Genomic DNA, 23,070 nt, shown 5'->3' with positions numbered 1-23,070 from the left:
CCTCAAGGGGAACCACCATGAACGAGCAGCAAGGCTTTTCGACCGCTGGCATACCGACGGTCGCCGTCGTGATCTTTCTCGCCCTGCTTGGCCTGGCCTGCGAGGGCTATGCACTCCTCACCCAACACGCGCTGATGGGTGCGGTGGGTATCGCCATCCACGTCGTCACGGTATTCATGACCAAGGGCTTCTTCCAGGTGGCCCCTAACGAAGGCCAGGTGCTGCAGTTGTTCGGCAAGTACCACGGCACCGTGCGCGAGGAGGGTCTGCGCTGGACCAACCCGTTCTGCACGCGCCGTCGCGTCTCGCTGCGCGTGCGCAACTTCGAAAGCAGCAAGCTCAAGGTCAACGACAGCGATGGCAACCCTATCGAAATCGCCGCCGTGGTGGTGTGGCAGGTCGTCGACACCGCCGAAGCCGTGTTCTGCGTGGACGACTACGAGAATTTCGCGACCATCCAGAGCGAGTCGGCGTTGCGCCAAATGGCGCAGAACTATCCCTACGATGCGCACGACGACGGCAAGCCCGCCCTGCGCAGCCACGGCGAAGTGATCAATAACCATCTGCGCGACGAGATCCAGGCGCGGCTGGACAAGGCTGGCGTGCGCGTCGTCGAGGCACGCATCAGCCACCTCGCCTACGCGCAGGAAATCGCCCAAGCCATGCTGCAGCGCCAACAGGCCAGCGCCATCGTCGCGGCACGCGAGCGCATCGTCGACGGCGCGGTTGGTATGGTGGCCATGGCACTGGACCGGCTGAAGGCACAAGGCGTCGTGGAACTGGACGAAGAGCGCAAGGCCGCCATGGTGAGCAACCTGCTTGTGGTGCTGTGCGGCGATCGCGCCACGCAACCGGTAGTGAATGCCGGCACGTTGTATGGCGGCTGAGAAAAAGGCCTACCCACTTCGCATCAGCGCTGTTGTGCTCGAGGCCATGCAGCGCTGGGCCGATGACGATCTGCGCAGCGTGAATGCGCAGATCGAATTCGTTCTGCGTGAAGCGCTGCGCAAGCAAGGACGGCTGAAGCGCGACACGTCCGCGCCGGTACAAGACGACGAGAACGACTGAATCTTGAGCACATCCGTTGTTCATGCCGCTTCGACGCGACCTGCACGACGTCGGCGCTAGCTTCGGTTTCCTTCGTCGCGTTCCGGAAAACCGCCATGGCTAACAACCAGCCCTATCCGCAAATCCCTGATGGCCCCGTGCTGTGCGATACCTGTTCGCGCGCAGGCTCGAAAGTCGAGATGGAGCCCCATAAGACGCTGCCCGCCGAGGCTCGCAAATGGGCGGAAGAGCAGGACACGGAACTACAGAGCTACCGCTGCCCCGCGTGCGAATCCGTCCAGGTATTTCGGGTGGATTGACGGGACCGCAAGAATCGGATGGTCGCCGAAGCGACGTCGCGGGAAGCTGGAACTCATCGCCCCCGACGGAGTTCCCGCAATGCACTTCCGCCTCTCCGGCCTCCCCGCCGAACCCTTCGCCGAACTATTCGCCCTGCCCGATGAAGCGCTAGCCGAACGCCGCGCCATGCGCGTGACGGCCGACCGCGCGCACGGATACCCCTGCCGCATCAGCCTCACTGATGCCGAGCCCGGGCAATCGCTGATCCTGCTTAACTACGAACACCAGCCTGCGAATTCGCCCTTCCGCTCTAACCACGCCATCTACATTCGCGAAGGTGAAGCGCAGTACGACCGCGTCGACGAGGTACCCGACCAGTTGCGCCGTCGCCTGCTCTCCGTGCGCGGCTTCGACGAACACGGCATGTTGCGCGATGCGGACGTGGTCCAGGGCACGGCATTGGAACCGCTGATCGAACGCCTGTTCGCGGACGACAGCGTCGCCCATCTCCACATCCATATTGCGCGACCGGGTTGCTACGCCGCCCGCGTGGATCGTGTCTGAGTTCGCTCAGCGCGCCTCACGGCCTGTCAGCCCGATACCCAGCGCGATCCAGCCCACGATAAAGGCCAGGCCGCCCACCGGCGTGATCGCACCGAACCAGCGCGGCGCGCCCAGGGCTAGCGCATAAAGGCTGCCGCAAAAGACCACGATACCGATGACATAAGCGATGACGGCGACGCGCGCTGCACGGCCCTTTGTCGCCATAACGGCAAAGGCCAATGCAAGCGCATGCCAGAAATGATAGCTCACCGCCGTGTGCCACAGCTCCGTGCCGCGCGCGTCGAGCACGTCGCGCAAGGCATGTGCACCGAATGCACCGAGGACGACCGCGCTGGCCCCGGCCAGCCCGACCAGCAAGCCCGTCGCAAAGGCAGGTTGTCGCATATACATGGCTCCTCGACTTGCAGGGCTCCGACCCGGCAGCCAGTGTCGTATGCTGCCGGAATGATTCCCATCGATTCTCGCATGAAGCTTTGTCGCACCCGCCACTGGCTGATGCTGTTGATGCTGGCGCTCGGTGCATCGTTGCTCACCGGTTGCCATCGCGACGATGGGGTTGAATGGAAGCTCACCAACGTCTCCGGCCACATGCCCGACCTGGACTTCCATCTGGTCGACGACCAGGGCAAGAACGTCAGCGGCCAGGACTATCGCGGCAAGGTCGTGCTGCTCTATTTCGGCTACACACACTGCCCCGACGTCTGCCCGCTGACCCTGGCACAGCTCCACGTAGTCATGCAGCGACTGGGGCCACTCGCCGACGGCGCGCGCATCCTGTTCGTCAGCGTCGACCCTGCGCGCGACACGCCCGAAGTCATGCATGCCTACGTCAATGCCTTCGATCCGCGCGCAATCGGTCTGTCGGGCTCACCGCGTGAAATCGAGGCGCTGAGCAAGCGTTACCGCTCCGCCTTCACCCGCGAACCCGACCGCGCCGACGGGCAGTACGAAGTGAGCCACAGCTCGGCCATCTACGTGTTCGACGCCAATGGCAAGGCCCGCTTGCTGGCCACACCGAACAACTCGCAGGACGACATGGTCCACGACCTGCATCTGTTGCTGAGCCTGGGGAGCAAATCATGAGCTTTCGCGTCACCTGCACCCTGCCCCTGCTCGCCGCCGGACTGATGTTCACGATCACCGCGCACGCCACGGAAGCCGAGCACATTCGCGCAAGCCAGGCGTGGATACGCGTGCTGCCGGGCGACCTTCCCGCCGGTGCCTACGTCACGCTCGAGAACACCAGCGACCAGCCCGCCACGCTGCATGGCGCGCGCAGCGCCAGTTACGCCAGCACCATGCTGCACAAGAGTAGCGAGGAAGGCGGTGTCAGCCGCATGGCGATGGTCGACGATCTGCCCATTCCCGCACACGGCAAAACCGAATTGTCGCCCGGTGGGTACCATCTGATGCTGATGAAGGCAGCATCACCGGTGAAGATCGGTGACAAGGTCAAGGTGACGCTCATCTTCGGCGACGGCAGTACGCTGGATGCCGACTTCGTCGCGCGCCCCGCCAATGCCACAGGCGCGAGCGACTGATCCACCGCTGCGACGCAGGCTACGCGTCGCGCACAACCGGTGTTCCTGCGAGTGGCAAGTGTTTTATGGCTGCGCAGCTGCAGGCGTGCGACGCGTTGGCCAGGGCTTGCGCCGAATGCGTCCGCTACGCGAGAGCTGCAGCCACTGACGCATCGCCAGCAATCCACCGGCGGACTCAATCAGCGCCGCGGGCACCCACATGATCACGCCGCCCACCAGTTGGGCCGTAAGCACGTTGAAGGTGAACGCGCGACCGCAGATCTCGAAGATTGGATAGAGATCGTGCTTGGAGAACGTCACGATGGCGCCGGCCAGGATCTGCGGCGTCATGGTGATGCCCGGCGACAACACGCGGATGCCGGGTGTCATACGGCCCGGCGGACGCGGGCGATGGTCCAGCACCAGCCACCAGTAGGTGAAACCGCTGGCCAGCATCGACCAGTTCATGAAGCGATAGATGCGCCAGTCCAGCATCGCCAGCGTCTGCATGGACGGCACCAGCCACATCAGGATAAAGGCCACGAACACCACTGTGGCCACGGCCGGGTTGCACCACACCGCACTGGCCAAACGCCACGGCCAGGAGCGCCGCGCGGGCCTCAACAGACGCAGCCGCCACCGGAACGGCAAGCCCTTATGCAGCACCGTGCCCGGATACGACGCGATGATCAGCAACGGCGCCAGATGGTGCAGCACGATCTGCTGGATGCGATGCATGAAGAATTCATGCTCGAAGAAATAATCCAAGTACGTGTGCAGGGACACGTAGATCAGCGCCATGCCAACCCAGAACGAAAGGCGACGTCCCACGCTGACATGCAGGCGATGGCAGCCACGGACATAAAGCACGCTGAAACCGATGAAGGACAGTAGAAAGACCCAGGAGAACTCCCAGGGCACGATCCACTTGAGCACGCTTGCCATCATCGAACGGCCCTGCCCCTGGTCAGCGACGATCGCCCATCATACGCCGCGCGACCATGCCTACAGCACGAGGATGCGACACATCACCGCTGACGTAGAAACTCACGCGCGCTTTCGACGGCTACGCCGCGAACGGCGCCAGCCATAGAGCAGGCCAAACAACGTCACCAGCACCGGAATCAACACGATGTTGATGAACTTCAGGCGCAAGCCGAGTGCATCGATCTCCGCGTTGAATTGGTGCTGCACATCGCGCAACTCCTTGTTGACCTCCAACTGGCGCTGCAGGAACTGCTCGATCTCCGCGCGCTGCTCCGGTGTCGTGGAGTCACTGCGGCCGCTCGTCTTGGCGGGCTGCAGCTCACTCAACCGCGTGCGGGTGACGGTCAGCTCGCGCTGCAGTTCCTGCATCTTCGCCAGGAACTTCTGGTCGGCCGCGCCACGCAAAGCGAGCACACGTGTGAAAGGTCGCTGCGAACTGACACGACCATGGATCGATAGCAGCGCCGACGATCCGCTCAGGTTGTCGGCGATATTGGTGACCAGGTCGCCGTTGTTGGCAATCGCGCTCAGCTGAGGCTGGCCCAGCAGGCTTTGCGCATACGACACCCACAGGCGGTCGCTCAGCAGGTCGGTATCGGCAACGAGGATGACCTCAGCATTGCCGTCAACGCGCGCGCGATAACCCTTGTCGTTCGACCGCTCGGGAAACGCGCTGGTGAATGGTCCGCGCACGCGCGCCGCGATCACGTAATGAATGTTGTCAGGCTTGTAGTTGTCGAGCAAAGCCGCCGGATTATTGATCGACTCCCGTACGCGTTGGCTCGGCACGACTTCGGCGTCGGTGGTCGACTGCAATAGCGGCGTCAGTCGCGAGAGCGTGCCCTGCGCCAAATCAAAGTAACCCACGCTGGACACATTGATGCGTTGCAGGCTCGCCGTGATCACGTCGTCGTGATTGAGCTCCTGCTGCCCCAAGCCCAGCATGGCCGGGTGATTGCTCGAGCTGTTGTCCGCCAGTTCGATGCGCAACGCGCGCGAACGGTCGAGCACCACCTTCTGCGGGTCGTACAGCACGCCCCACGCACTAAAGAGGCGTGACAGGTTCGAGTTGTGATCGTCGGTGACGCCATTGCTGTCGACGAATGGCGTGTTGTCCATCTCCGCGACCGGGTCCACGAACACCACCAGATGCCCGCCATTGAGCACGTACTGGTCGATGGCATATTGCGCATCGACAGGCAGGTGCTTGGGGTGAATCACTAGCAATGCCTTGATGTCGGCGTCGATCTGCTTGAGCCGGGCAGGATCGAGCGACTTGACGTCGAACTGCTGCGCCAACTGGCGCATGACCGTCCAGGGTTCTTCACCGATCACGGGGTTGCCCTGCACCGGCAAGCTGCTGATCAGGCCGATATGGGGTTTCGACGGCTGATCCAGCTCATAGAGCAACTTGGCGATGTCGTACTCAAGGAAGGTTTCGCGCGAGGGATCGAACAGCGGAATCGCCTGCACCCGCTTGGGCAAGCGATCCTCATCGCCGGCATCCGCGTCGCCGCCTGCCGGCAAGGTGTTGCCCACCAGGCCAAAGAACACGCGTTCGCCATTGGTGCCGCCATTGATCGGCGTCAACCCGTAACCTTCGGCGCTCGCCTCGTCGTCCGAGTACGGCACCGGGTCGACGATCTGCAGGCGCAGCCGGCCATGCGAGCGCGCCACCATCTCCTGCAGCATCTCGGCCACGCGTTGCTCGTAGCTTCGCCATTGCGGCATATCGCGTGTGGCGTGGCTGGAGAAATACAGCGTCAGGCGCAACGGCGCATGCAGCCCATCCACGATATGGACCGTGCCGGGCGTAAGCGTATAGAGCTGGTCGGAGGTGAGATCCACCCGCCCCATGCGCCAGCGGCTGCTGGTCAGCACGACGACAACGAACAGGGCAGCCAGTGCGGCCAGGGCGGCCAGCAAGACAGCACGACGAGTGATGTGGATGCGCTTCAAGCTCATGGCGTCCGCTTCAGGTCGAGCGTCAATACACCGGCCGTGAGCCATGCGGCCATGGTCGCCAGGAAGTACATCAGGTCACGCAAGTCCAGCACGCCACGCGAAATCGCCTCGAAGTGGCGCACCATGCTCAGATGCGCCAAGGCATTCACCAGCTTGCGCGGCAGCGCGCCTTGGAAGAACTCCATCACCTGCGGCTGCCCCACCAGGATCAGCAGGAAGCACACCACTAGCGTGAGCACGAAAGCCACCACCTGGCTTTGCGTCACCGCCGAAAGGCAGGCGCCGATGGCGAGGAAGGCGCCTGCCATCAGCCAACTGCCGAGGTAGCCGGCGACGATCACGCCGTTGTCCGGCGACCCGAGGTAATTCACGGTGATCCAGATCGGGAAGGTCAGCACCAAGGCCAGCCCGATGAAAATCCATGCCGCGAGGAACTTGCCCAGCATGGCTTGCGCCAGCGTCAGCGGCAGGCTCATCAGCAGCTCCAGCGTGCCGCCCTTGGCCTCTTCCGCCCACATGCGCATGGATACCGCGGGCACCAGCACAAGGTAGAGCCATGGATGCATCACGAAGAACGGCTGCAGGTCCGCCTGATTCCTGTCGTAGAAATCGCCCGCATAAAAGGTGAGGATGCCGGACAGCACCAGGAAGATCACCAGGAACACGTACGCCACCGGCGTCACGAAGTAACTCCGCAATTCGCGGCGCGTCACCGCTGCGATCGGGCTCATTCCTTGCTCTCCGCGCCGGTGGTGATCTGACGGAACACCTCGTCGAGTCGCCCACGCTCCAACTGGATTTCCGACACTTCAAGCCCCTGTTGGCGCAGCAAGGTTTCCACCGGTTCCAGGATGCGCTCGCCCGGGCGAGGGAACACTGTGATGCGGCCATCCATCGGGTCAACTTCGATCGAGGCCACCTGCGGTAGCCGACCCAGCATTTCCTGCGATACGCCGCTGCCTGGTGCGCTGAACGACACCGCGCCGTGATAGCGCGAGCGCGATTCGAGCTCCGCCGGCGTCGCGTCCACCAGCAGCCGACCGTTGGCGATGATCACCACACGATTGCACAAGGCATGCACCTCCTCCAGCAAGTGGGTGGAGATGAGGATGGTGCGGTCGCGCGCCATCTGATCGATCAGCTGGCGCACCGTGTGCTTCTGGTTCGGGTCGAGACCGTCGGTGGGCTCGTCCAGCATCAGCACCTGCGGGTTGTGCACGATGGCCTGCGCCAAACCCACGCGGCGCTTGAGGCCCTTCGACAAGGTATCGATGCACTGGTCGAGCACGCCTTCCAGCTGCAGGCCACCGACCACGCGCTCAAAGCGCCGCGCACCTTCGTCCCGCTGCAGGCCGCGCATGCGGATGATGAAGACCAGGAATTCGCGAACGGTCAGCTCGCCATAGCTCGGCGCGCCTTCGGGCAGGTAGCCCAGCGCGCGCTTTGCCTTCAGTGGCTCCTTACGCACGTCGTAACCGCACACGCGCGCGGTGCCGGAGCTCGGCGACAGGAAGCCGGCAATCATGCGCATCGCGGTCGTCTTGCCCGCGCCATTCGGTCCCAGAAGCCCAAGTACCTGCCCGGGTTCGGCACGGAAACTCAGCGAGTCCACTGCCGTAAGGGCACCGTAGCGACGAGTGAGTTGTTCGGTTTCGATCATGTCCGGATTAGTCAGTAGCGTGCATTTGCTGCGCGCGAGTCGCGGGCCCCAGCAGCGACGTGGACCCGCACTTTAACCGAAAAGTTCAGCGTGACCTGATCGTCGGAGGCACAAAAAGAAAAGGCCCTTCACAAGGAAGGGCCTTCTCGATACTTGACGCCAGGGCGACTTACTTGCCGGTGCTGGCAGCGCTGGCCGGAGCGGCGGCGGTGCTGGACGAGGCCGGAGCCTGGTCACTGCTGTCGTCGAGCGACGGCGGCTTGATGCCGGCAGCCTGTTCCGGGGTCTGGTCCGGTGCCCAGCTCAGCGGCAGGTACACGTCGAACTCGGCGTACTGCTTCACTTCGTCGCCCTGCTTCACTTCCGGCTTGGCTTCGATGTCGTAGAAGCGGTTCACCACTTCGTCGAACTTGTAGCCGTGGGTCTGAGCGTAGGCCTTCATCAGGTCGCGGGTCTGCGGGACGCCAGCAGCGGTGCCGTTCCACACGGCCTTGAGGGCCGGGCCACCGAAGGCAAGGAAGGCGCGCACGTTGGTGTCGACGATCAGGCGACCGAAGCGGTCGTGACCACCCGGGGTGTTGTCGCCACCGGCATTGGCAGCGTCAGCGCTGCTGCTTGCGGCAGCGGGGTTCAGGTCAGGCGACTTGGCGGCAGCCAGTTCCACCGTCTGACCGGCAACGCTCAGGCTGGTCGCACTGATCGGCACAGCCACGTCGAAGGTGTAGGTCTGGTCGCCGTAGTTGGTGGTGTAGATGATGCGCGGACCGGTGGTGGTCACACCCAACTTCTTGGCAGCAGCCTGGATCTCGCCAACGGCCTTGTCGGTCGCGTCGTTGAGGGCCTCAAGACCACCCTTGCGCTCGATCGAGGTCGACACCATCAGCACCGGGGTCGCCTGGGTCTGCTCGATGTACGGGATCAGCTTGGTGTAGTCGACGTTCTGGACCGAGGCCAGCACGTTCTGCAGGTTGTTCAGGGTGGCCTGAACGAACACGTCCGGATCACCGTGAATGTACAGGCTGGAATAACGATTGATCAGGTTGAAGCCGTAGTCGACGTCATACGACCAGGTGGCCTTGGTCAGCTGACCGCGGCTGCCGTTGCGCTCCAGGTCGATCGTGAAGTGCTTGTCGTTGCCGCGCCAGTCGTTGTCTACATTCCAGACCACGGTGGCTTTCTTGGCGGTTGCATCGACCTTGTCGAAGCTCGGATCAGCCGATGCAACGGTAAACTTGCCGCTGCCAACCTTGCCGTCGTTGCTGGACCAGCTCACTTCAGCACCCGGACCATAGGCCTTGCCGGAGAAGTCGAACTTGATGTTGCGGTCAGCGTCGCGCTGCTCGGAGTACTCCGGGAAACGGCGGAAGTTGTTCAGCACGTCATAGACCTGACGCATGTCCTTGCCGATTACCAGCGATCGTTCGATATGCCCGCTGCTGGGCATCACCACACCCACCACCACCGCCGCGACCGCGACGATGATCAGGGCAACAATAAATTCAAGAACACGCATCATTCCGGGATTCTCCGCACGTCTCTCTGTATACGGCACTAAGGGCAGTCGCCGGAGACCGGCCCGCCACGGGAGATTCCCGAAGAATCCATGCATGAACGGGGGTCGGCCAGCGCCGAAGCCACCGATACTACTTGCTCGCGCGCCCGAACGCTATCCGGCCGTAAAGACTGCCCGAAGGAGCCCCACCAGACGCCCGCGAATGGCGTCAGGCAAGGCTCCGCAGGGTGGCGTCAGTCTTTAGACGATCCCCAGTTCCAGCGCCTTCAGAACGGCACGCGTGCGATCGCGTACCCCCAGCTTGGAGAGGATGTTGGAAACGTGGTTCTTCACCGTTCCCTCCGCCACTTTCAAGGAGTTGGCGATCTCCTTGTTGCTGTAGCCACCCGACAGCAGGCGCAGGATCTCTGTCTCGCGCTCAGTCAGGGGATCGGGCTGTTCCAGGCTGGTGAACTGGTTCTGCATGCGCCCGACGCCGGCAAGCAGGCGCTGTGTGACCATCGGGGCCACCAGCGAGCCGCCAGCCGAGACAGTGCGAACGGCTTCCACCAGTTGCTCCAGCGAGACGTCCTTGAGCAGATAGCCACGGGCGCCAGCCTTGAGCCCCTGTAGCACCAACTGATCGTCGTCAAAGGTGGTGAGGATGATGGTGGGGGGCAATTCGTTGCGGGCGGACAGCGCCTGCAACACTTCCAGACCGCTCATGTTGGGCATGCGCAGGTCGAGCAGCACCACGTCGGGCTTTATCCGGGGGATGTCCTGGACAGCCTGGGCACCATCGGCGCACTCGGCCACCACGCGGATGTCCTCCGCCAGGTCCAGCAATGAACGGACACCCTGGCGAACCAGGTTCTGGTCGTCAACGAGACAGACGGAAATCATCGCGAATCCTCGAAACAGTAGTGGTCGGAGTGCGATGCCCGCGACCAACGGGGAGAACGATGCGGCGTTGGGAGCCTGATCTTGGGCTGCTCATGGTCCGCGTTGCTCGCAAGCGCCCGCCAGGGAGTGGCGCGTGGCGCAGCACCTGACTGGCGGTCAGGTCAAGCCGCGCGTCGCTTTCTGGCGGGCGCTTGCGAGCAACCCTACGGGCCGGATTTGTTTGCCCGCCATCCTGCGTCATCACTCGGTCGTGTATCGACATACATTCCCTCGATCTTCCTTGTCTGGCGCGCAAACAACTTCCGGCGCGAACCATGCGCAGCCCAAGATCAGGCTCCAGGCCACACATTTTTACACGACCTCCCGGCAAGGCTACAGCATGCCCAGCGCTGGAGGCTCGAACCGTGACGGCGTGTGCGCCAGCTCCGGCACCTCGCCCAGCGGCAGGCGCACGTTGAGGGCAAAGCCCTGCTCCATGGCCGAGTCCACCGTGACACTGCCCTCGAACTCGGCCAGGCGCTCGCGCATGCCCGACAGGCCATTGCCCGGCCGGAAGTTCGCCGCGCCCCGTCCATCGTCGCGAGCATAGAGTTCCAGCAGGTTCGCATTAACGTAGTCGAAGCGCAGCCAAAGGTTGCGCGCACCGGCATGACGGGCCGTATTGGTAATGATTTCCTGCGCACAGCGCAGCAACACCTGGGCCCGGCGAGGGTCCTCGACGCTGAAGCGGGGTGGCGTCTCCATGTGCACACTCAGGCCCGGCACGCCCTCGGTCAGGCTGCGCAACGCCAGGGTCAGATCGATGGCATCGTCCTGGCGCAGCTCGCTCACCACCTCGCGTACGTCAGACAACAGGTGCTTGGCGGTCACCTGCGCTTTCTGCACGTGTTCCGCCGCCTGCGCGTTGACCAGGTGGCTCGCCACCTCCAGGTTCAGGCTGAGCGCCGTCAGGTGATGGCCGACCAGATCGTGCAGGTCGCGGGCAATGCGCATGCGCTCGGCAATGCGGGTGGATTCGGCCAGCAGCGCCCGGGTGGCACGCAGTTCGGAATTGAGGCGGCGCTGCGCCTCGCGCTCCTCAGCCTGCAGGCTGGCGATCATCGAGGTGAAGAACACCAGGGCAGATATCCCCAAGTACATGCAGACCTGAAGAATCGCCGTCACCGTGGTCCAGCCCTTGTAGCTGGCGATGATGGGAATAAGCATGAGGTTCTGCGCCAACATCCAAGCCAGCCCTGCCCCCACCGGCAACTGCCACGGCAGCACCACGGCAATAACCAGCATCAGCATGGCCGACAGACCGCTTTGGCTGAACCAACCCATGGCAATGGCCGAGCCAGTCAGCACGACCAAGCCGATCAGCCGGCTGATCGGCGGCAGTCCAGCCTGTCGATTGAGCGTGGATCGCCGCGTCAGCAGGACATAGGTGACGCCAAACATGAGGTAGGAAAAGATCCAGCCGGAGATATCCGGATCGCTCCACCAGGAATTGACCTGGGCAAGACTCCAGCTGCCGGGAAGCAACGGCAGGGCGACGCACAGGTACGTTGTCAGACCAGCGTACCGGAGCAGCCGGATGTGATTAATGTTTGACCAGGACATATGCGCATCATTAGCCACCGGCAGGCGTGGTGCAATGCGTGAGAAGTCACTACCCTCCCCCTGCCGGAAGACATGCCTACTGATACGTCGGCTCGCACGCCCGATGGCGTTTTACAAAGGTTTTACATGGTGCGCCGTGATATGTGCGGCCGCCAGTCACATGTCATAATGCGCGGCGTCACGCGGGGCCAATCCAACGGTCTTACCCTCGAATCACAGCAAAGCGGAGCAACGAATGGCCCTTGCCATCCGCGACGTGCGCGAGCACGACCTGGATGCCGTACTGGCGCTCAACAACGCCGCCGGCCGCACCATCCTCGCCCTGGACGCGGCACAGCTGCGCTACTTCTACGAACACGCGGACTATTTTCGCGTGGCCGAGATCGATGGCCACCTGGCCGGGTTCCTCATTGCCCTGCGCGAAGGTCGCGATTACGACAGCCCGAACTATCACTGGTTCTCCGAGCACTATCCGCAGTTCGCCTACATCGATCGCATCGTCATCGCCAACGCCTACCGTCGCCACGGGCTGGGTCGCATCTTCTATTGCGACGTCACCAGCTTTGCCGAAGTGCGCGTGCCGCTGCTGACCTGCGAAGTGTTCCTGGAGCCGCGCGACGACGTGGTGGTGCTGTTCCACGGCACCTACGGCTTCCAGGAAGTGGGCCAGCAACGCATGGGCGCGGAAGGTCCACAGGTGAGCCTGCTCGCCAAAGACCTGCCAAGCTATGCTTTCGTGCGCGAAACCTATCTGGACCACGACGGCCTGCCCGATGTGCCGTGGCTGGCCGAACGCGAACGCCCCGTCCACCCCGATACCCCCCAGCGCCGCCTCGCGGGAGAGCGACGCCCATGAATGCAAGAATGGATACACAAGACGCCTGTGACCTGCGCTTCGGCCAGGTCGGCATAGCCAACGTACGCATCAAACGCGTGGACGCCGCCGCACTCTGCGAAGAGCTGGAGCGCCGCGTACGCACAGCCCCCCAACTGTTCTCCCGCGCTGCCGTGGTGCTGGATCTGAGCCATCTGTTGACCCTGCCCGATGACGGTACGGTCGACGCACTGCTCGAAGCGGTGCGCAGCGCCGGCATGCTGCCCGTGGGCCTCGCCTACGGCACCAGCGACGTCGACGCACTAGCGCAGCGCATGGGCTTGCCATTGATTGCCAAGTTCCGCGCTGCGTATGAGCCGGCTGATGGCGGCAGCATCGCGCCGCCGACACCAGCCGCCCCGGCACCGGAACCCGTGCGCCGCGCGGAGCCTGTACACCAGGAGCCGGCGCCGGTCGCTGCGCCCGTGCTCGGCGCGCAGTACGTCGACGGAACCGTGCGTTCAGGTCAACAGGTGTATGCACGTGATCGCGATCTGGTCGTCAACGGCACCATCGCCAACGCGGCAGAAGTGATCGCCGACGGCAGCATCCACATCTACGGCAGCTTGCGTGGCCGTGCGATGGCCGGCGCACAGGGCGATGAGAAAGCGCGCATATACATTTCGGATTTCCGCGCAGAGTTGGTGGCCATCGCCGGCCACTACCGCGTGATGGAACAAATTCCAAAGGACCTGGAAGGCCAGTCTGTGCGATGCTGGCTCGAAGGGGAAAAACTGCTGATCGCCAAGCTGTGACGATCGCCATTACTACAACAAAGTATTACGCGGAGATGAGCCTTGACTGCTGAGATTATCGTTGTCACCTCGGGCAAGGGTGGCGTGGGCAAAACCACGACCAGTGCCTCGCTTGCCACGGGCCTCGCCATGGCCGGCAAGAAAGTCGCGGTGATCGATTTCGACGTCGGCCTGCGCAACCTCGACCTGATCATGGGCTGTGAGCGGCGCGTGGTGTACGACTTCGTCAACGTCGTGCACGGCGAAGCCACGCTCAAGCAGGCGCTGATCAAGGACAAGCGCTACGAGAACCTCTACGTGCTCGCTGCCAGCCAGACGCGCGACAAAGACGCGCTTACTCAGGAAGGCGTGGAGAAGGTACTCGAAGACCTGGGCAAGGAAGGCTTCGACTTCGTCGTGTGCGATTCGCCGGCCGGTATCGAAAAGGGCGCGCACCTGGCGATGTATTTCGCCGACCACGCCGTCGTCGTGGTGAACCCGGAAGTGTCCTCGGTGCGCGATTCGGATCGCATCCTTGGCCTGCTCGCCAGCAAAACACGGCGCGCCGAGCGCGGCGACGGAGCCATCAAGCAGCACCTGCTGCTGACCCGCTATAACCCCGCCCGCGTGGCCGTGGGCGAAATGCTGAGCGTGAAGGACGTCGAGGAAATCCTCGGCATCAATGTCGTCGGCGTCATCCCGGAATCCGAGAACGTGCTGGCCGCGTCGAACGCGGGCGTGCCGGTGATTCTGGACGACAACTCGTTCGCGGGTCAGGCCTATAGCGACACAGTGGCGCGCATCCTCGGCGAGGAACGTGCCCTGCGTTTTCTTGAGGTGCCTAAGAAGGGCTTCTTCCAGCGCGTATTCGGAGGCTGATCGCGATGGGTATTCTTGATTTCCTGAAGCGCAAGCCGGAACCCACCGCTGGACTCGCCAAGGAGCGACTTCGCATCATCGTGGCTCAGGAGCGCTCCACCCGTGGCGCGCCCGACTACCTGCCGTTGCTGCGCAACGAGCTGCTCGAAGTGATCAAGAAATACGTCCACGTCGACCTCGACGCGATCAACATCAACGTCGAGCGCGACAGCGGACACGAGATCCTAGAGCTTTCGGTAGCGCTGCCCGAACACGCCGAAGCCAAACCCGGCTGATGTCGTGGCGCTACCTGCGTCGCGCCACTCACAAACCTGCAGGTGTCGCCGCCGTAAACCGGCGGCGACTTTCATCCCATGTCAGTCCCCTCGTCACTCCCCACCCACGAAACGAACGTGATGCGCTTGGCCGAGACCGGCTTCGAGGCGCCCGCGAACCTGCTCGCCCGCTACGGGCTGGCGCTCGAACGCGTGGAACCCGGCATCCCCATTCCCGGCAGTTTCTGGGGCGAGGAGGAGGCCGGCATCATTGGCACCACGGTTTACGCGCGTGACGACACGCCGGTGCATTCGCTGCTGCACGAGGCCGGCCATCTCATCGTGCTGCCACCCGAACGGCGCACTTTCGTGCACACCGACGCCACCGACTCCATCGACGAAGAGGACGCCACCTGCTACCTGCAGATCGTCCTGGCCGATGAATTGCCCGGCGTCGGCCGCGTCCGTCTGATGACCGATATGGATGCCTGGGGCTACACCTTCCGCCTTGGCTCTGCGCGAGCGTGGTTCGAGCAGGACGCCGGCAATGCACGGCAATGGCTGATCGACCATGGCCTGCTGAGCCCGCACGGACGCCCGGTTTTCAGCTGACGCCCGCCCGGCACGCGCCGGCACCGCCATCCTTCCCGCCTCACGCCAGCGAAACATCCGCTGGCGCAATGTGGTGGTGCGCCTCTCAAGGAGGCATGGCGTGACGCGAAGTCTCGTGACATTGGCCGGTGCGCTGTTGGCAATAACGCTGGCTGCCACCGTGGTGGCCGGCAACGAGGCAGGCGTCCCTTCGCGATCCTCTGGTTTCGTGGCGCGCGTTGATCTGTCCGGCCCCATCGGCCCTGCCGCAGCGGAATACGTCGACGACAGCCTGCAGCGCGCCACCCGCGATGGAGCCAGTGCCGTCGTACTGCAGCTCGATACGCCTGGCGGCCTGTCCGATTCGATGCGGCAGATCATCGCCAGCATCCTTGCCGCGCACCAACCCATCATCGGTTACGTCGCCCCCGGCGGTGCGCGTGCTGCGTCGGCTGGCACGTACATCCTTTATGCCTGCCCGGTAGCCGCGATGGCACCCGCCACCCATATCGGTGCAGCAACGCCGGTACCGATCGGCGGCAGCAGTCCGTTGCCGTCGTTCAACCCGCCAGCCGCCTCGGGCAGCACACCAGCGCCATCGCCGGATGCTGAATCGAACAAAGTGCTCAACGATGCCGTCGCCTCCATCCGGTCGCTGGCCCAGTACAACGGCCGCAACGCAGACTGGGCCGTGAAGGCTGTGCAAGGCGCGGAAACCCTGACCGCGGACGAAGCGGCGCAGAAGCACGTGGTGGACCTGATCGCACCCGACATCCCCACCCTGCTCACTCGTATTGAGGGACGCCACGTGCGCGTCGAAGGGCAGGACACCGTGCTGCACCTCGCCGGACTTCCGTTGCGCGACTACGCTCCGAACTGGCGCACGCACCTGCTGGGGCTGGTCACCCACCCCACCATCGCCTATCTGCTGCTGCTCGCCGGCATGTACGGACTGGTGCTCGAAGCCTTTCATCCCGGCGTGTTCCTACCGGGCGTGGCGGGCGCCATCTGCCTGCTTGTCGGGCTCTATGCCTTGCAGTTGCTACCCGTGAATTACGCCGGTCTGGCGCTGATGCTGCTGGGGATCGGACTGGTGGTGGCAGAGGCGGTGATGCCCTCGGTCGGCGCCATCGGCATCGGCGGCGTCATCGCGTTCGTGATCGGATCGATCATGCTGTTCAACACGGGCGTACCCGGGTATGCCGTGAATCTTGGTGTCATCGCCGGCATAGCGACCGGCGCCGTCGTGGTGTTGGTACTGCTGGTGCGCACGGTGACACGCTCGCGACGCGCTCGTGTATTCAACGGCGATACGCAGATGCTGCTGACCACCGGCGAACTCACGCAGCCCATCGATGCGAGCGGCGAAGGCTGGGCACGTATCGGCGGTGAGCAATGGCGCGTGCACTGTGAAGCTAGCCTGCCGGCGGGCACGCGCGTACGCGTAGTGGCACGCGACGGATTGTTACTGCGCGTCACGCGCGCCTGATCTATTCGACTGCAGAGGAGATGCTCATGTTCGGCTTTGTCGGCGTCATCGTGGTCTGGGTCATCGCACTGCTGTTCCTTGCCATCAAAGTGCTACCGGAATACCAGCGTGGCGTCGTGCTCTCGCTGGGCCGCTACACCGGCATCAAAGGACCGGGACTGTTCGTACTGGTGCCTATCGTGCAACGCATGATCCGCGTGGACCTGCGCGTGACGGTGATGGACGTGCCGCCACAGGATGTGATCTCGCGCGACAACGTCTCTGTGCGGGTGAATGCAGTGGTCTATTTCCGCGTCGTGGAACCGGACAAGGCGATCCTGCAGGTGGCCGACTTCCTCCAGGCCACCAGCCAACTCGCCCAGACGCGGCTACGCTCGGTGTTGGGCCAACACGAGCTGGACGACATCCTTTCGCAACGCGATTCGATCAACCACAGCCTGCAGCAGATCCTCGACGAAGCCACCGATCCATGGGGCATCAAGATCACCAACGTCGAGATCAAGGACGTGGATCTCAACGAAACCATGGTGCGGGCGATCGCCCGCCAGGCTGAGGCCGAACGCGAGCGCCGCGCCAAAGTCATCCATGCGGACGGTGAGCTGCAGGCCGCCGAAAAGCTGCGCGACGCCGCCGCCTTGCTCGCACAACAGCCACAGGCACTACAGCTACGCTACCTGCAGACCATGTCGGACATGTCCAACAACGGCAAGGCCTCCACTATCGTGTTTCCGCTGCCGCTGGATCTGTTGAAACCGCTGATCGACAAGCTGGGCTGAGCTACGCCAGGCTGCCTGTACAATGGACGGCCGTTTGCCGCGCGCATCATCCATGTCCAGCAGCACGCCTACCCACGTCAGCCTCGCCGTCATCGGCGGCGGCCCCGCCGGCCTCATGGCCGCCGAAACCGCGCGCGCGGCTGGGGTGTCGGTAGACATGTTCGACGCCAAAGGTTCGGTGGGCCGCAAGTTTCTTATCGCCGGCAAGGGCGGCATGAACCTGACGCATGGCGAGCCCAAGGCGGATTTCATCCAGCGCTATGGTGCGCGAGCCCACGAGGTCGGCGAATGGCTGGCCGATTTCGACGCCGATGATCTGCGTGCCTGGGCTCGGGATCTCGGCGTGGAGACCTTCGTCGGCAGCTCGGGCCGCGTGTTTCCCAGCGACCTGAAAGCCGCCCCACTTCTGCGCGGCTGGGTGCGTCGCCTGCGCGAAGATGGCGTGCACTTCCACGTCCATCATCGCTGGCTGGGCTGGACCGATGACGGCGCGCTGCGCTTTGCCACACCGGACGGCGAGCGACGTGTCCGCGCCGATGCCGTGGTGCTGGCGATGGGCGGCGGCAGTTGGCCGGAGCTGGGCTCCGACGGCCAATGGCAGGCGCCGCTCGCCGCGCGCGGCGTGGACGTGTCGCCGCTGGTGCCGTCCAACTGCGGCTTCGACATCGGCTGGAGCGAACACCTGGCGACCCGCTTCGCCGGTGCCCCGCTCAAGCCGGTGGTGATCCACCTGCGCGACAAAGACGGCAACGAGCACTCGCGCCAAGGCGAATGCGTCATCACCGCCACCGGCATCGAAGGCAGCCTGATCTACGCCTATTCATCCATGCTGCGCGATGCGATCACCACCCACGGCTCCACCACCATCGCACTGGACCTGTCGCCCGACCGGCCGCTTGAGCGCCTGCGCGCCGATCTCGCCAAGCCGCGCGGCAGCCGCTCCATGAGCGAACACCTGCGCCGGCATACCGGCCTGAGCGGCGTGAAGGCCGGGTTGCTGCACGAAGTGCTCGATCGCGAACAGTTCCACGACACCGACACGCTCGCCCGCACCATCAAACACCTGGCACTGCGCCTCTCGCAGCCGCGCCCCATCGACGAAGCCATCAGCAGCGGCGGCGGCGTGCGGCTGGAAGCGCTCTCTCCCCATTTGATGCTCACGACCCTTCCCGGTGTGTTCTGCGCTGGCGAAATGCTCGATTGGGAGGCCCCTACCGGGGGTTATCTGCTGACCGCCTGTTTCGCCAGCGGGCAGCGCGCGGGGCTGGGTGCAGCCGCCTGGATCAAGCAATCGCCTTTACCCGCCGATAACTGAGCATCCCGTCGCACCGCAGCAAGGCCCGTCTACATTTCTCCGGGCGGCTGCCGATACACAGCGGAGCGGGTGCCATACGAGGGGGGCTGGCAGCACGATGATGGGGAACTGGTGGAGAGTCTTCGGACGTGAACGCGCGGCAGAACCAGCGGCGGCACGCCCGGCTGCACCCAATCCAGAACTAACTGTCGAGACGCTGTCGTCTCACGCCACCGTTCCGTGCGACGAGATCGCCGAACGCTTCTTCCGCTTTATCCTGAACCAGCCGGTCAGCGCCGGCGACACGCCCAACAAGGTGCGCGAGCAGGCCATCCTGCAGCGACTACGAGATCAGTGCGAAAGCGGTCGTTTCGACATACGCAGCCTGCCCCGCATGCCCACCGTGCTGCCGCAGCTGATGCGTGCGATGAAGAACGACAAGCTCAGCGGCGCGCAATTGGCTGACCTGATCAAGCGAGACCCTGTGCTAGTGGGCGAGGTCATGCGCGTCACTGGCAGCGTCACCTATCGCACCGCGCACCCCATCGGCAGCCTGCAGCACGCCGTGGTGCTGCTCGGCCAGATCGGCTTGCGCCATGTGGTGACGTCGTACGTGATGAAACCCATCCTGATGGCCAGCGCAGGCATGAGTGGCCAGATCGTCGGCCAGCGCCTGTGGGACCACGCCGAACGCTGCGCGCACGCCGCGGTGTATCTCAGCAAAGGCCAATGCGACGCTTTCGAATCCTACCTGCTGGCGCTGGTCGGCTATAGCGGCCTGGGTGCCGCGGCCCGCCTGCTGGACAGGGAACTGCAGAACACCGAGCTGCCTGCGAGCTCGCCCGCCTTCATCGACGACTGCGTCCAGCTCGCCGCCCAGCTCACCGTGCAGGCAGGACAGCACTGGGAGCTGCCGCCTGCCGTGCAGGAGGCGCTGGTAGAACACGGGCAACACGGCAGCGCCGCGCTTATGCTGCCGATGAGCCGCGTATTGCACGTGGCTCAACGGCTGGCGATGTACCAGTTGCTGTCCGAGCAAGGCCTGCTCGATCGTGACTCCGGTGTCGGCGACGATCCCATCGCCACCTTCCCGCCGCAACTCGTCGCGCGTTGTCGGCAGGATCTGCGGCAGAGCTTCGACACCGTGACACCGCCGTAACTCAACGAGCGGCGTCGAGTCGCCTCTTCACCTCGGCCACCAGCGCAAACGAACGGCAACGCGCTTCGTGGTCAAACACGTTGGCCGTCACCATCAACTCATCGGGACGATGACGCGCCACGAAAGCCTCGATACCTTCCTTCACCGTGTCGGGGCTACCGATCACCGCGCAGGCGAGCGCACGCTCCACGCCGAACTTCTCCGTCGGCGTCCAATACGTCTCGATGTCGTCGATCGGCGGCGGGATCAGACCCGGGCGTCCACGACGCAGGTTGATGAAACTCTGCTGCTGCGTGGTAAACAAACGCTTCGCCTCGGCATCGCTTTCTGCCGCGACGATATTGACGCCCAGCATCGCGTACGGCGATGGCAGGCGTGCGGATGGACGGAAGTCACGGCGATACAACGCCAGCGCTTCGTCCATCGCATCCGGCGCAAAGTGCGACGCGAAAGCGAACGGCAAGCCCATCGCCGCGGAAAGCCGCGCACTGAACAGGCTGGAGCCCAGCAACCATACGGGCACCTCGATGCCCGCGCCCGGTACAGCACGCACCGGTTGCTCTGGCGTGGCCGGTTCGAAATAAGCGAGCAGCTCGGCCACGTCCTGCGGGAACGCATCGGCGCTGTCGAAATAGCGTCGCAACGCACGCGCGGTGGGATGATCGGTACCGGGAGCACGTCCCAGCCCCAGATCGATGCGCCCGGGATAAAGCGACGCCAACGTACCGAACTGCTCAGCTACCTGCAGCGGCGCGTGGTTGGGCAACATGATGCCGCCCGCGCCCACGCGAATGGTCGAGGTACCGCCGGCCACGTGGCCGATCAGCACCGCCGTAGCGGCGCTGGCGATGCCTGGCATGTTGTGGTGTTCGGCCAGCCAATAGCGCGTATAGCCCAACTGCTCGGCGCGGCGCGCCAGATCCAGCGTGTTGGCGAAGGCCTGGGTGGTGTTGCTGCCCTCAGTGACGGGCGCCAGATCGAGTACAGAGAAAGGAATCATGAGACTTCCTCGACGGGGAAGCTCCACACGTGGGGGCTTGCCGGGAAAAAGCCAGCCCTTCGGCGAACGCGCCTACGAACGGAGACCACATGGGATCGGCCTACAATGATGTCCCACGCCCATTAAGCACGCGCCTTGCGGCGCCTCGCCCCGGAAAGGCCATGACCAAGATGATGCTCTCCCGCCCCGTCGCCGCTGCTTTGCTGGCGGCAGCGCTGTTCGGCGCCAGCACCCCGTTTGCCAAGCAACTGGTCGGCCAGACCTCACCCTTCCTGCTGGCCGGGCTGCTCTACCTCGGCAGCGGCATAGGCTTGAACCTGATCCGCATCGTGCGCGACCGGTCGCTGCAACTGCCGACCATGCCCGCGAGTGAATGGTGGTGGTGGCTAGGCGCAGTGATCTTTGGCGGCGTGCTCGGGCCACTGCTCCTCATGTTCGGGCTGGTCCAAACCACCGCATCCACCGCCTCCATGTTGCTCAACCTTGAAGCCGTACTTACCGCACTGCTGGCGTGGGTTGTGTTCAAGGAAAACGCGGATCGACGCATCGTCGCCGGTATGTTGCTTATTGTCGCCGGTGGCTTGCTGCTTTCCTGGTCAAGCACGGGTCACGGCGAGGGTTCGTGGATCGGCCCCGTCGCGATCGGGGGCGCGTGCCTGTGCTGGGCCATCGACAACAATCTCACGCGCAAGGTCTCCGCGCAGGATGCGTTGTTCCTTGCGGGCGGCAAGGGTGCGGTGGCCGGTGTCATCAATACCGCGCTCGGACTAGCTATTGGCGCTGCGTGGCCGTCGTGGGCGCAAGCGATGCCGGCCATGCTGATCGGCCTGCTCGGCTATGGCATCAGCCTCGTGCTATTCGTGCTCGCCCTGCGCGGCCTGGGCACGGCACGCACCGGCGCCTACTTTTCCACGGCACCGTTCATCGGCGCCGCTATCGCCATCCTTTGCTTTGGCGAACACGCGTCCACGATGTTCTGGCTGGCTGCCGCCTTGATGGGCGCGGGCGTCTGGCTGCACCTGACCGAACGGCACGAACACGAGCACACGCATGAAGCGATGCTCCACGCGCATCGCCATGTCCACGATGAGCATCACCAGCACGAACACGACTTCGACTGGGACGGCACGGAACCGCACACGCATCCGCACCAACACACGCCCATCACGCACACGCACCCGCACTACCCGGACATCCATCATCGCCACGGCCATGCGTGAAAACACCTACCAAGACATGAGGACCCCGCAGCAACACCGCCCGAGCGTCAGCGCCGAAAGACGTTTGGCCGTCCATTCCATATCGGCCCCAAAACGCTTGCGATACATTGTTTCAATTGGAAAATTTTCGTTGACACGCGGCAACTGGGCTGAGTATCGTGCCCGCGCCTTACGGGTCTCCCGTGGCACTTGTCTGGTTATCAACCTGCGAGAAATGGACAGTTACCCTAGTAGCAGCGCCAATCTTGGATGCACCTATCCGATGTTGGCGCGCCGTGTAGACAACTTGGACGCCTGTGGCGACCGTATGCGGTCGACCGGCGCTTTCCTGGTCTAGGGAAGTCCGGCCGCCTCCTGCGTCGCTGCGCGCGAACAGGAGGTGAGTCATGAACCTCTTTCATTCCGTGACGGGCCACATCGGGCCCGGCCGCCGTCGTGCGGGTCGTCGCTTTGCGCCGCCCGGACGGCTATACAACATCCGCTATGCCATGACACCACGCGGCCCGCGCCGTGAGGAAGTCGAGGTGCGCATCCATCCGCTGACGGCACGCTGGACGCGAGACTCGGCAACGGGCGCACTGCGCTGCCGTTGGCAGGCCACCTCACCGTATGGCGCGCCACCTGCGATGCCCCCTCCCCTTCGACAGCCTGCAAGCATGCCGCGTCGGGACATCCACGCTGATATGCGCCCTCCAACGCGCTGACATCGCGCGTCCGGCGCGTTGATGCGCCCGTTGCGACGATAGATCCATCGTCGCAT

Annotated in this window: 26 protein-coding genes; 17 read left to right on the top strand and 9 right to left on the bottom strand. The window is 63.9% G+C overall.

The window, feature by feature from the left end; translation table 11 throughout:
• Nucleotides 1-17 precede the first annotated feature (17 nt).
• From DyAD56_RS21965 to DyAD56_RS21950, 4 genes are all read left to right on the top strand, one after another.
• Nucleotides 18-887, top strand: coding sequence for an SPFH domain-containing protein (locus DyAD56_RS21965; protein ID WP_102304970.1), 870 nt, complete (start codon nucleotides 18-20; stop codon nucleotides 885-887).
• Nucleotides 877-1,068 carry an Arc family DNA binding domain-containing protein gene (locus DyAD56_RS21960; protein ID WP_102304969.1) on the top strand — a complete coding sequence of 64 codons (192 nt, stop codon included), beginning with the start codon at nucleotides 877-879 and terminating at the stop codon, nucleotides 1,066-1,068. The genes DyAD56_RS21965 and DyAD56_RS21960 overlap by 11 nt, the downstream gene beginning before the upstream one ends.
• A gap of 95 nt (nucleotides 1,069-1,163) precedes the next feature.
• On the top strand, nucleotides 1,164-1,367 hold the full coding sequence (locus tag DyAD56_RS21955; RefSeq protein WP_102304968.1) for a hypothetical protein: 204 nt from the start codon (nucleotides 1,164-1,166) through the stop codon (nucleotides 1,365-1,367).
• A gap of 79 nt (nucleotides 1,368-1,446) precedes the next feature.
• Nucleotides 1,447-1,911, top strand: coding sequence for a DUF1203 domain-containing protein (locus tag DyAD56_RS21950; RefSeq protein ID WP_102304967.1), 465 nt, complete (start codon nucleotides 1,447-1,449; stop codon nucleotides 1,909-1,911).
• Nucleotides 1,912-1,917: 6 nt separating this feature from the next.
• On the opposite strand, the gene DyAD56_RS21945 is transcribed toward DyAD56_RS21950, so the two are convergent.
• Nucleotides 1,918-2,295 (bottom strand): DUF423 domain-containing protein, encoded by a 378-nt coding sequence (locus DyAD56_RS21945; RefSeq protein ID WP_102304966.1) that lies wholly within the window; start codon nucleotides 2,293-2,295, stop codon nucleotides 1,918-1,920.
• Between the two features lie 81 nt (nucleotides 2,296-2,376).
• Here DyAD56_RS21945 and DyAD56_RS21940 point away from each other — a divergent pair, with 81 nt between their 5' ends.
• Complete coding sequence (locus DyAD56_RS21940) at nucleotides 2,377-2,994, top strand: SCO family protein (RefSeq protein WP_102304965.1); 618 nt, start codon at nucleotides 2,377-2,379, stop codon at nucleotides 2,992-2,994.
• Entirely contained in the window at nucleotides 2,991-3,452 is a 462-nt protein-coding gene (locus DyAD56_RS21935) for a copper chaperone PCu(A)C (protein ID WP_102304964.1), read from the top strand. The genes DyAD56_RS21940 and DyAD56_RS21935 overlap by 4 nt, the downstream gene beginning before the upstream one ends.
• Before the next feature lie 63 nt (nucleotides 3,453-3,515).
• Here DyAD56_RS21935 and DyAD56_RS21930 read toward each other — a convergent pair whose 3' ends face one another.
• The 7 genes from DyAD56_RS21930 to DyAD56_RS21900 form a co-directional block, all read right to left on the bottom strand.
• The gene (locus DyAD56_RS21930) at nucleotides 3,516-4,379 is read right to left on the bottom strand and encodes a cytochrome c oxidase assembly protein (protein ID WP_102304963.1); all 864 of its coding nucleotides are present in this window, start codon (nucleotides 4,377-4,379) and stop codon (nucleotides 3,516-3,518) included.
• Nucleotides 4,380-4,478: 99 nt separating this feature from the next.
• Nucleotides 4,479-6,383: a Gldg family protein gene (locus tag DyAD56_RS21925; protein ID WP_102304962.1), complete on the bottom strand. Its 1,905-nt coding sequence runs from the start codon at nucleotides 6,381-6,383 to the stop codon at nucleotides 4,479-4,481.
• The gene (locus DyAD56_RS21920) at nucleotides 6,380-7,114 is read right to left on the bottom strand and encodes an ABC transporter permease subunit (RefSeq protein WP_102304961.1); all 735 of its coding nucleotides are present in this window, start codon (nucleotides 7,112-7,114) and stop codon (nucleotides 6,380-6,382) included. Before DyAD56_RS21920 ends, DyAD56_RS21925 begins: the two co-directional genes overlap by 4 nt.
• A complete protein-coding gene (locus tag DyAD56_RS21915; RefSeq protein WP_102304960.1) occupies nucleotides 7,111-8,043 on the bottom strand; it encodes an ABC transporter ATP-binding protein in 933 nt (310 codons plus the stop codon). The genes DyAD56_RS21920 and DyAD56_RS21915 overlap by 4 nt, the downstream gene beginning before the upstream one ends.
• A gap of 169 nt (nucleotides 8,044-8,212) precedes the next feature.
• Nucleotides 8,213-9,559, bottom strand: a complete 1,347-nt coding sequence (locus DyAD56_RS21910) for a polyketide cyclase (protein ID WP_102304959.1) — start codon at nucleotides 9,557-9,559, stop codon at nucleotides 8,213-8,215.
• Between the two features lie 237 nt (nucleotides 9,560-9,796).
• Nucleotides 9,797-10,438: a response regulator transcription factor gene (locus DyAD56_RS21905; protein ID WP_102304958.1), complete on the bottom strand. Its 642-nt coding sequence runs from the start codon at nucleotides 10,436-10,438 to the stop codon at nucleotides 9,797-9,799.
• Nucleotides 10,439-10,810: 372 nt separating this feature from the next.
• Entirely contained in the window at nucleotides 10,811-12,040 is a 1,230-nt protein-coding gene (locus tag DyAD56_RS21900) for a sensor histidine kinase (RefSeq protein ID WP_102304957.1), read from the bottom strand.
• 235 nt (nucleotides 12,041-12,275) lie between these two features.
• Here DyAD56_RS21900 and DyAD56_RS21895 point away from each other — a divergent pair, with 235 nt between their 5' ends.
• The 9 genes from DyAD56_RS21895 to DyAD56_RS21855 all read left to right on the top strand — a co-directional run bounded on the left by DyAD56_RS21895 (nucleotide 12,276) and on the right by DyAD56_RS21855 (nucleotide 20,090).
• The gene (locus tag DyAD56_RS21895) at nucleotides 12,276-12,896 is read left to right on the top strand and encodes a GNAT family N-acetyltransferase (RefSeq protein ID WP_102304956.1); all 621 of its coding nucleotides are present in this window, start codon (nucleotides 12,276-12,278) and stop codon (nucleotides 12,894-12,896) included.
• A complete protein-coding gene (gene minC, locus DyAD56_RS21890; RefSeq protein ID WP_102304955.1) occupies nucleotides 12,893-13,669 on the top strand; it encodes a septum site-determining protein MinC in 777 nt (258 codons plus the stop codon). Before DyAD56_RS21895 ends, minC begins: the two co-directional genes overlap by 4 nt.
• 42 nt (nucleotides 13,670-13,711) lie before the next feature.
• A complete protein-coding gene (minD, locus tag DyAD56_RS21885) occupies nucleotides 13,712-14,527 on the top strand; it encodes a septum site-determining protein MinD (protein WP_102304954.1) in 816 nt (271 codons plus the stop codon).
• 5 nt (nucleotides 14,528-14,532) lie between these two features.
• Entirely contained in the window at nucleotides 14,533-14,802 is a 270-nt protein-coding gene (gene minE / locus DyAD56_RS21880; RefSeq protein ID WP_102304953.1) for a cell division topological specificity factor MinE, read from the top strand.
• 120 nt (nucleotides 14,803-14,922) lie between these two features.
• Nucleotides 14,923-15,393: a hypothetical protein gene (locus DyAD56_RS21875; protein ID WP_233202810.1), complete on the top strand. Its 471-nt coding sequence runs from the start codon at nucleotides 14,923-14,925 to the stop codon at nucleotides 15,391-15,393.
• Nucleotides 15,394-15,493: 100 nt separating this feature from the next.
• Nucleotides 15,494-16,861 (top strand): nodulation protein NfeD, encoded by a 1,368-nt coding sequence (locus tag DyAD56_RS21870; RefSeq protein ID WP_233202808.1) that lies wholly within the window; start codon nucleotides 15,494-15,496, stop codon nucleotides 16,859-16,861.
• A 26-nt stretch (nucleotides 16,862-16,887) separates the two neighbouring features.
• Complete coding sequence (locus DyAD56_RS21865; RefSeq protein ID WP_102304951.1) at nucleotides 16,888-17,637, top strand: slipin family protein; 750 nt, start codon at nucleotides 16,888-16,890, stop codon at nucleotides 17,635-17,637.
• 52 nt (nucleotides 17,638-17,689) lie between these two features.
• Nucleotides 17,690-18,952: a TIGR03862 family flavoprotein gene (locus DyAD56_RS21860; protein ID WP_102305004.1), complete on the top strand. Its 1,263-nt coding sequence runs from the start codon at nucleotides 17,690-17,692 to the stop codon at nucleotides 18,950-18,952.
• Nucleotides 18,953-19,049: 97 nt separating this feature from the next.
• A complete protein-coding gene (locus tag DyAD56_RS21855) occupies nucleotides 19,050-20,090 on the top strand; it encodes an HDOD domain-containing protein (protein ID WP_102304950.1) in 1,041 nt (346 codons plus the stop codon).
• A 1-nt stretch (nucleotide 20,091) separates the two neighbouring features.
• Here the strand turns inward: DyAD56_RS21855 and DyAD56_RS21850 are convergent, their stop codons facing one another.
• Nucleotides 20,092-21,090: an LLM class flavin-dependent oxidoreductase gene (locus tag DyAD56_RS21850; RefSeq protein ID WP_102304949.1), complete on the bottom strand. Its 999-nt coding sequence runs from the start codon at nucleotides 21,088-21,090 to the stop codon at nucleotides 20,092-20,094.
• 161 nt (nucleotides 21,091-21,251) lie between these two features.
• On the opposite strand from DyAD56_RS21850, the gene DyAD56_RS21845 reads away from it, so the two are divergent.
• Both DyAD56_RS21845 and DyAD56_RS23755 read left to right on the top strand, forming a co-directional pair.
• Entirely contained in the window at nucleotides 21,252-22,310 is a 1,059-nt protein-coding gene (locus DyAD56_RS21845; RefSeq protein ID WP_304529240.1) for a DMT family transporter, read from the top strand.
• Between the two features lie 386 nt (nucleotides 22,311-22,696).
• The gene (locus DyAD56_RS23755) at nucleotides 22,697-23,014 is read left to right on the top strand and encodes a hypothetical protein (protein WP_146010599.1); all 318 of its coding nucleotides are present in this window, start codon (nucleotides 22,697-22,699) and stop codon (nucleotides 23,012-23,014) included.
• The last annotated feature ends 56 nt before the right edge of the window (nucleotides 23,015-23,070 follow it).

The sequence above is a fragment of the Dyella sp. AD56 genome, from assembly GCF_002878475.1.
Taxonomy (GTDB): domain Bacteria; phylum Pseudomonadota; class Gammaproteobacteria; order Xanthomonadales; family Rhodanobacteraceae; genus Dyella.
Note: the sequence above shows the minus strand (reverse complement) of the source record. Positions and strands in the feature narration are given on the sequence as shown.

Bases quoted from the DNA above. Each gene is read 5' to 3' on its own strand.
- DyAD56_RS21895 (WP_102304956.1), top strand. From the start codon at position 12,276: ATGGCCCTTGCCATCCGCGACGTGCGCGAGCACGACCTGGATGCCGTA.
- DyAD56_RS21935 (WP_102304964.1), top strand. From the start codon at position 2,991: ATGAGCTTTCGCGTCACCTGCACCCTGCCCCTGCTCGCCGCCGGACTG.
- DyAD56_RS21860 (WP_102305004.1), top strand. From the start codon at position 17,690: ATGTCCAGCAGCACGCCTACCCACGTCAGCCTCGCCGTCATCGGCGGC.
- minE (WP_102304953.1), top strand. From the start codon at position 14,533: ATGGGTATTCTTGATTTCCTGAAGCGCAAGCCGGAACCCACCGCTGGA.
- DyAD56_RS21910 (WP_102304959.1), bottom strand. From the start codon at position 9,559: ATGATGCGTGTTCTTGAATTTATTGTTGCCCTGATCATCGTCGCGGTC.
- DyAD56_RS21845 (WP_304529240.1), top strand. From the start codon at position 21,252: ATGACCAAGATGATGCTCTCCCGCCCCGTCGCCGCTGCTTTGCTGGCG.
- DyAD56_RS21965 (WP_102304970.1), top strand. From the start codon at position 18: ATGAACGAGCAGCAAGGCTTTTCGACCGCTGGCATACCGACGGTCGCC.
- DyAD56_RS21945 (WP_102304966.1), bottom strand. From the start codon at position 2,295: ATGCGACAACCTGCCTTTGCGACGGGCTTGCTGGTCGGGCTGGCCGGG.
- DyAD56_RS21875 (WP_233202810.1), top strand. From the start codon at position 14,923: ATGCGCTTGGCCGAGACCGGCTTCGAGGCGCCCGCGAACCTGCTCGCC.
- DyAD56_RS21930 (WP_102304963.1), bottom strand. From the start codon at position 4,379: ATGATGGCAAGCGTGCTCAAGTGGATCGTGCCCTGGGAGTTCTCCTGG.
- DyAD56_RS21865 (WP_102304951.1), top strand. From the start codon at position 16,888: ATGTTCGGCTTTGTCGGCGTCATCGTGGTCTGGGTCATCGCACTGCTG.
- DyAD56_RS21925 (WP_102304962.1), bottom strand. From the start codon at position 6,383: ATGAGCTTGAAGCGCATCCACATCACTCGTCGTGCTGTCTTGCTGGCC.
- DyAD56_RS21920 (WP_102304961.1), bottom strand. From the start codon at position 7,114: ATGAGCCCGATCGCAGCGGTGACGCGCCGCGAATTGCGGAGTTACTTC.
- DyAD56_RS21900 (WP_102304957.1), bottom strand. From the start codon at position 12,040: ATGTCCTGGTCAAACATTAATCACATCCGGCTGCTCCGGTACGCTGGT.
- DyAD56_RS21960 (WP_102304969.1), top strand. From the start codon at position 877: ATGGCGGCTGAGAAAAAGGCCTACCCACTTCGCATCAGCGCTGTTGTG.
- DyAD56_RS21940 (WP_102304965.1), top strand. From the start codon at position 2,377: ATGAAGCTTTGTCGCACCCGCCACTGGCTGATGCTGTTGATGCTGGCG.
- minC (WP_102304955.1), top strand. From the start codon at position 12,893: ATGAATGCAAGAATGGATACACAAGACGCCTGTGACCTGCGCTTCGGC.
- DyAD56_RS21955 (WP_102304968.1), top strand. From the start codon at position 1,164: ATGGCTAACAACCAGCCCTATCCGCAAATCCCTGATGGCCCCGTGCTG.
- DyAD56_RS21950 (WP_102304967.1), top strand. From the start codon at position 1,447: ATGCACTTCCGCCTCTCCGGCCTCCCCGCCGAACCCTTCGCCGAACTA.
- DyAD56_RS23755 (WP_146010599.1), top strand. From the start codon at position 22,697: ATGAACCTCTTTCATTCCGTGACGGGCCACATCGGGCCCGGCCGCCGT.
- DyAD56_RS21850 (WP_102304949.1), bottom strand. From the start codon at position 21,090: ATGATTCCTTTCTCTGTACTCGATCTGGCGCCCGTCACTGAGGGCAGC.
- DyAD56_RS21905 (WP_102304958.1), bottom strand. From the start codon at position 10,438: ATGATTTCCGTCTGTCTCGTTGACGACCAGAACCTGGTTCGCCAGGGT.
- DyAD56_RS21855 (WP_102304950.1), top strand. From the start codon at position 19,050: ATGATGGGGAACTGGTGGAGAGTCTTCGGACGTGAACGCGCGGCAGAA.
- DyAD56_RS21915 (WP_102304960.1), bottom strand. From the start codon at position 8,043: ATGATCGAAACCGAACAACTCACTCGTCGCTACGGTGCCCTTACGGCA.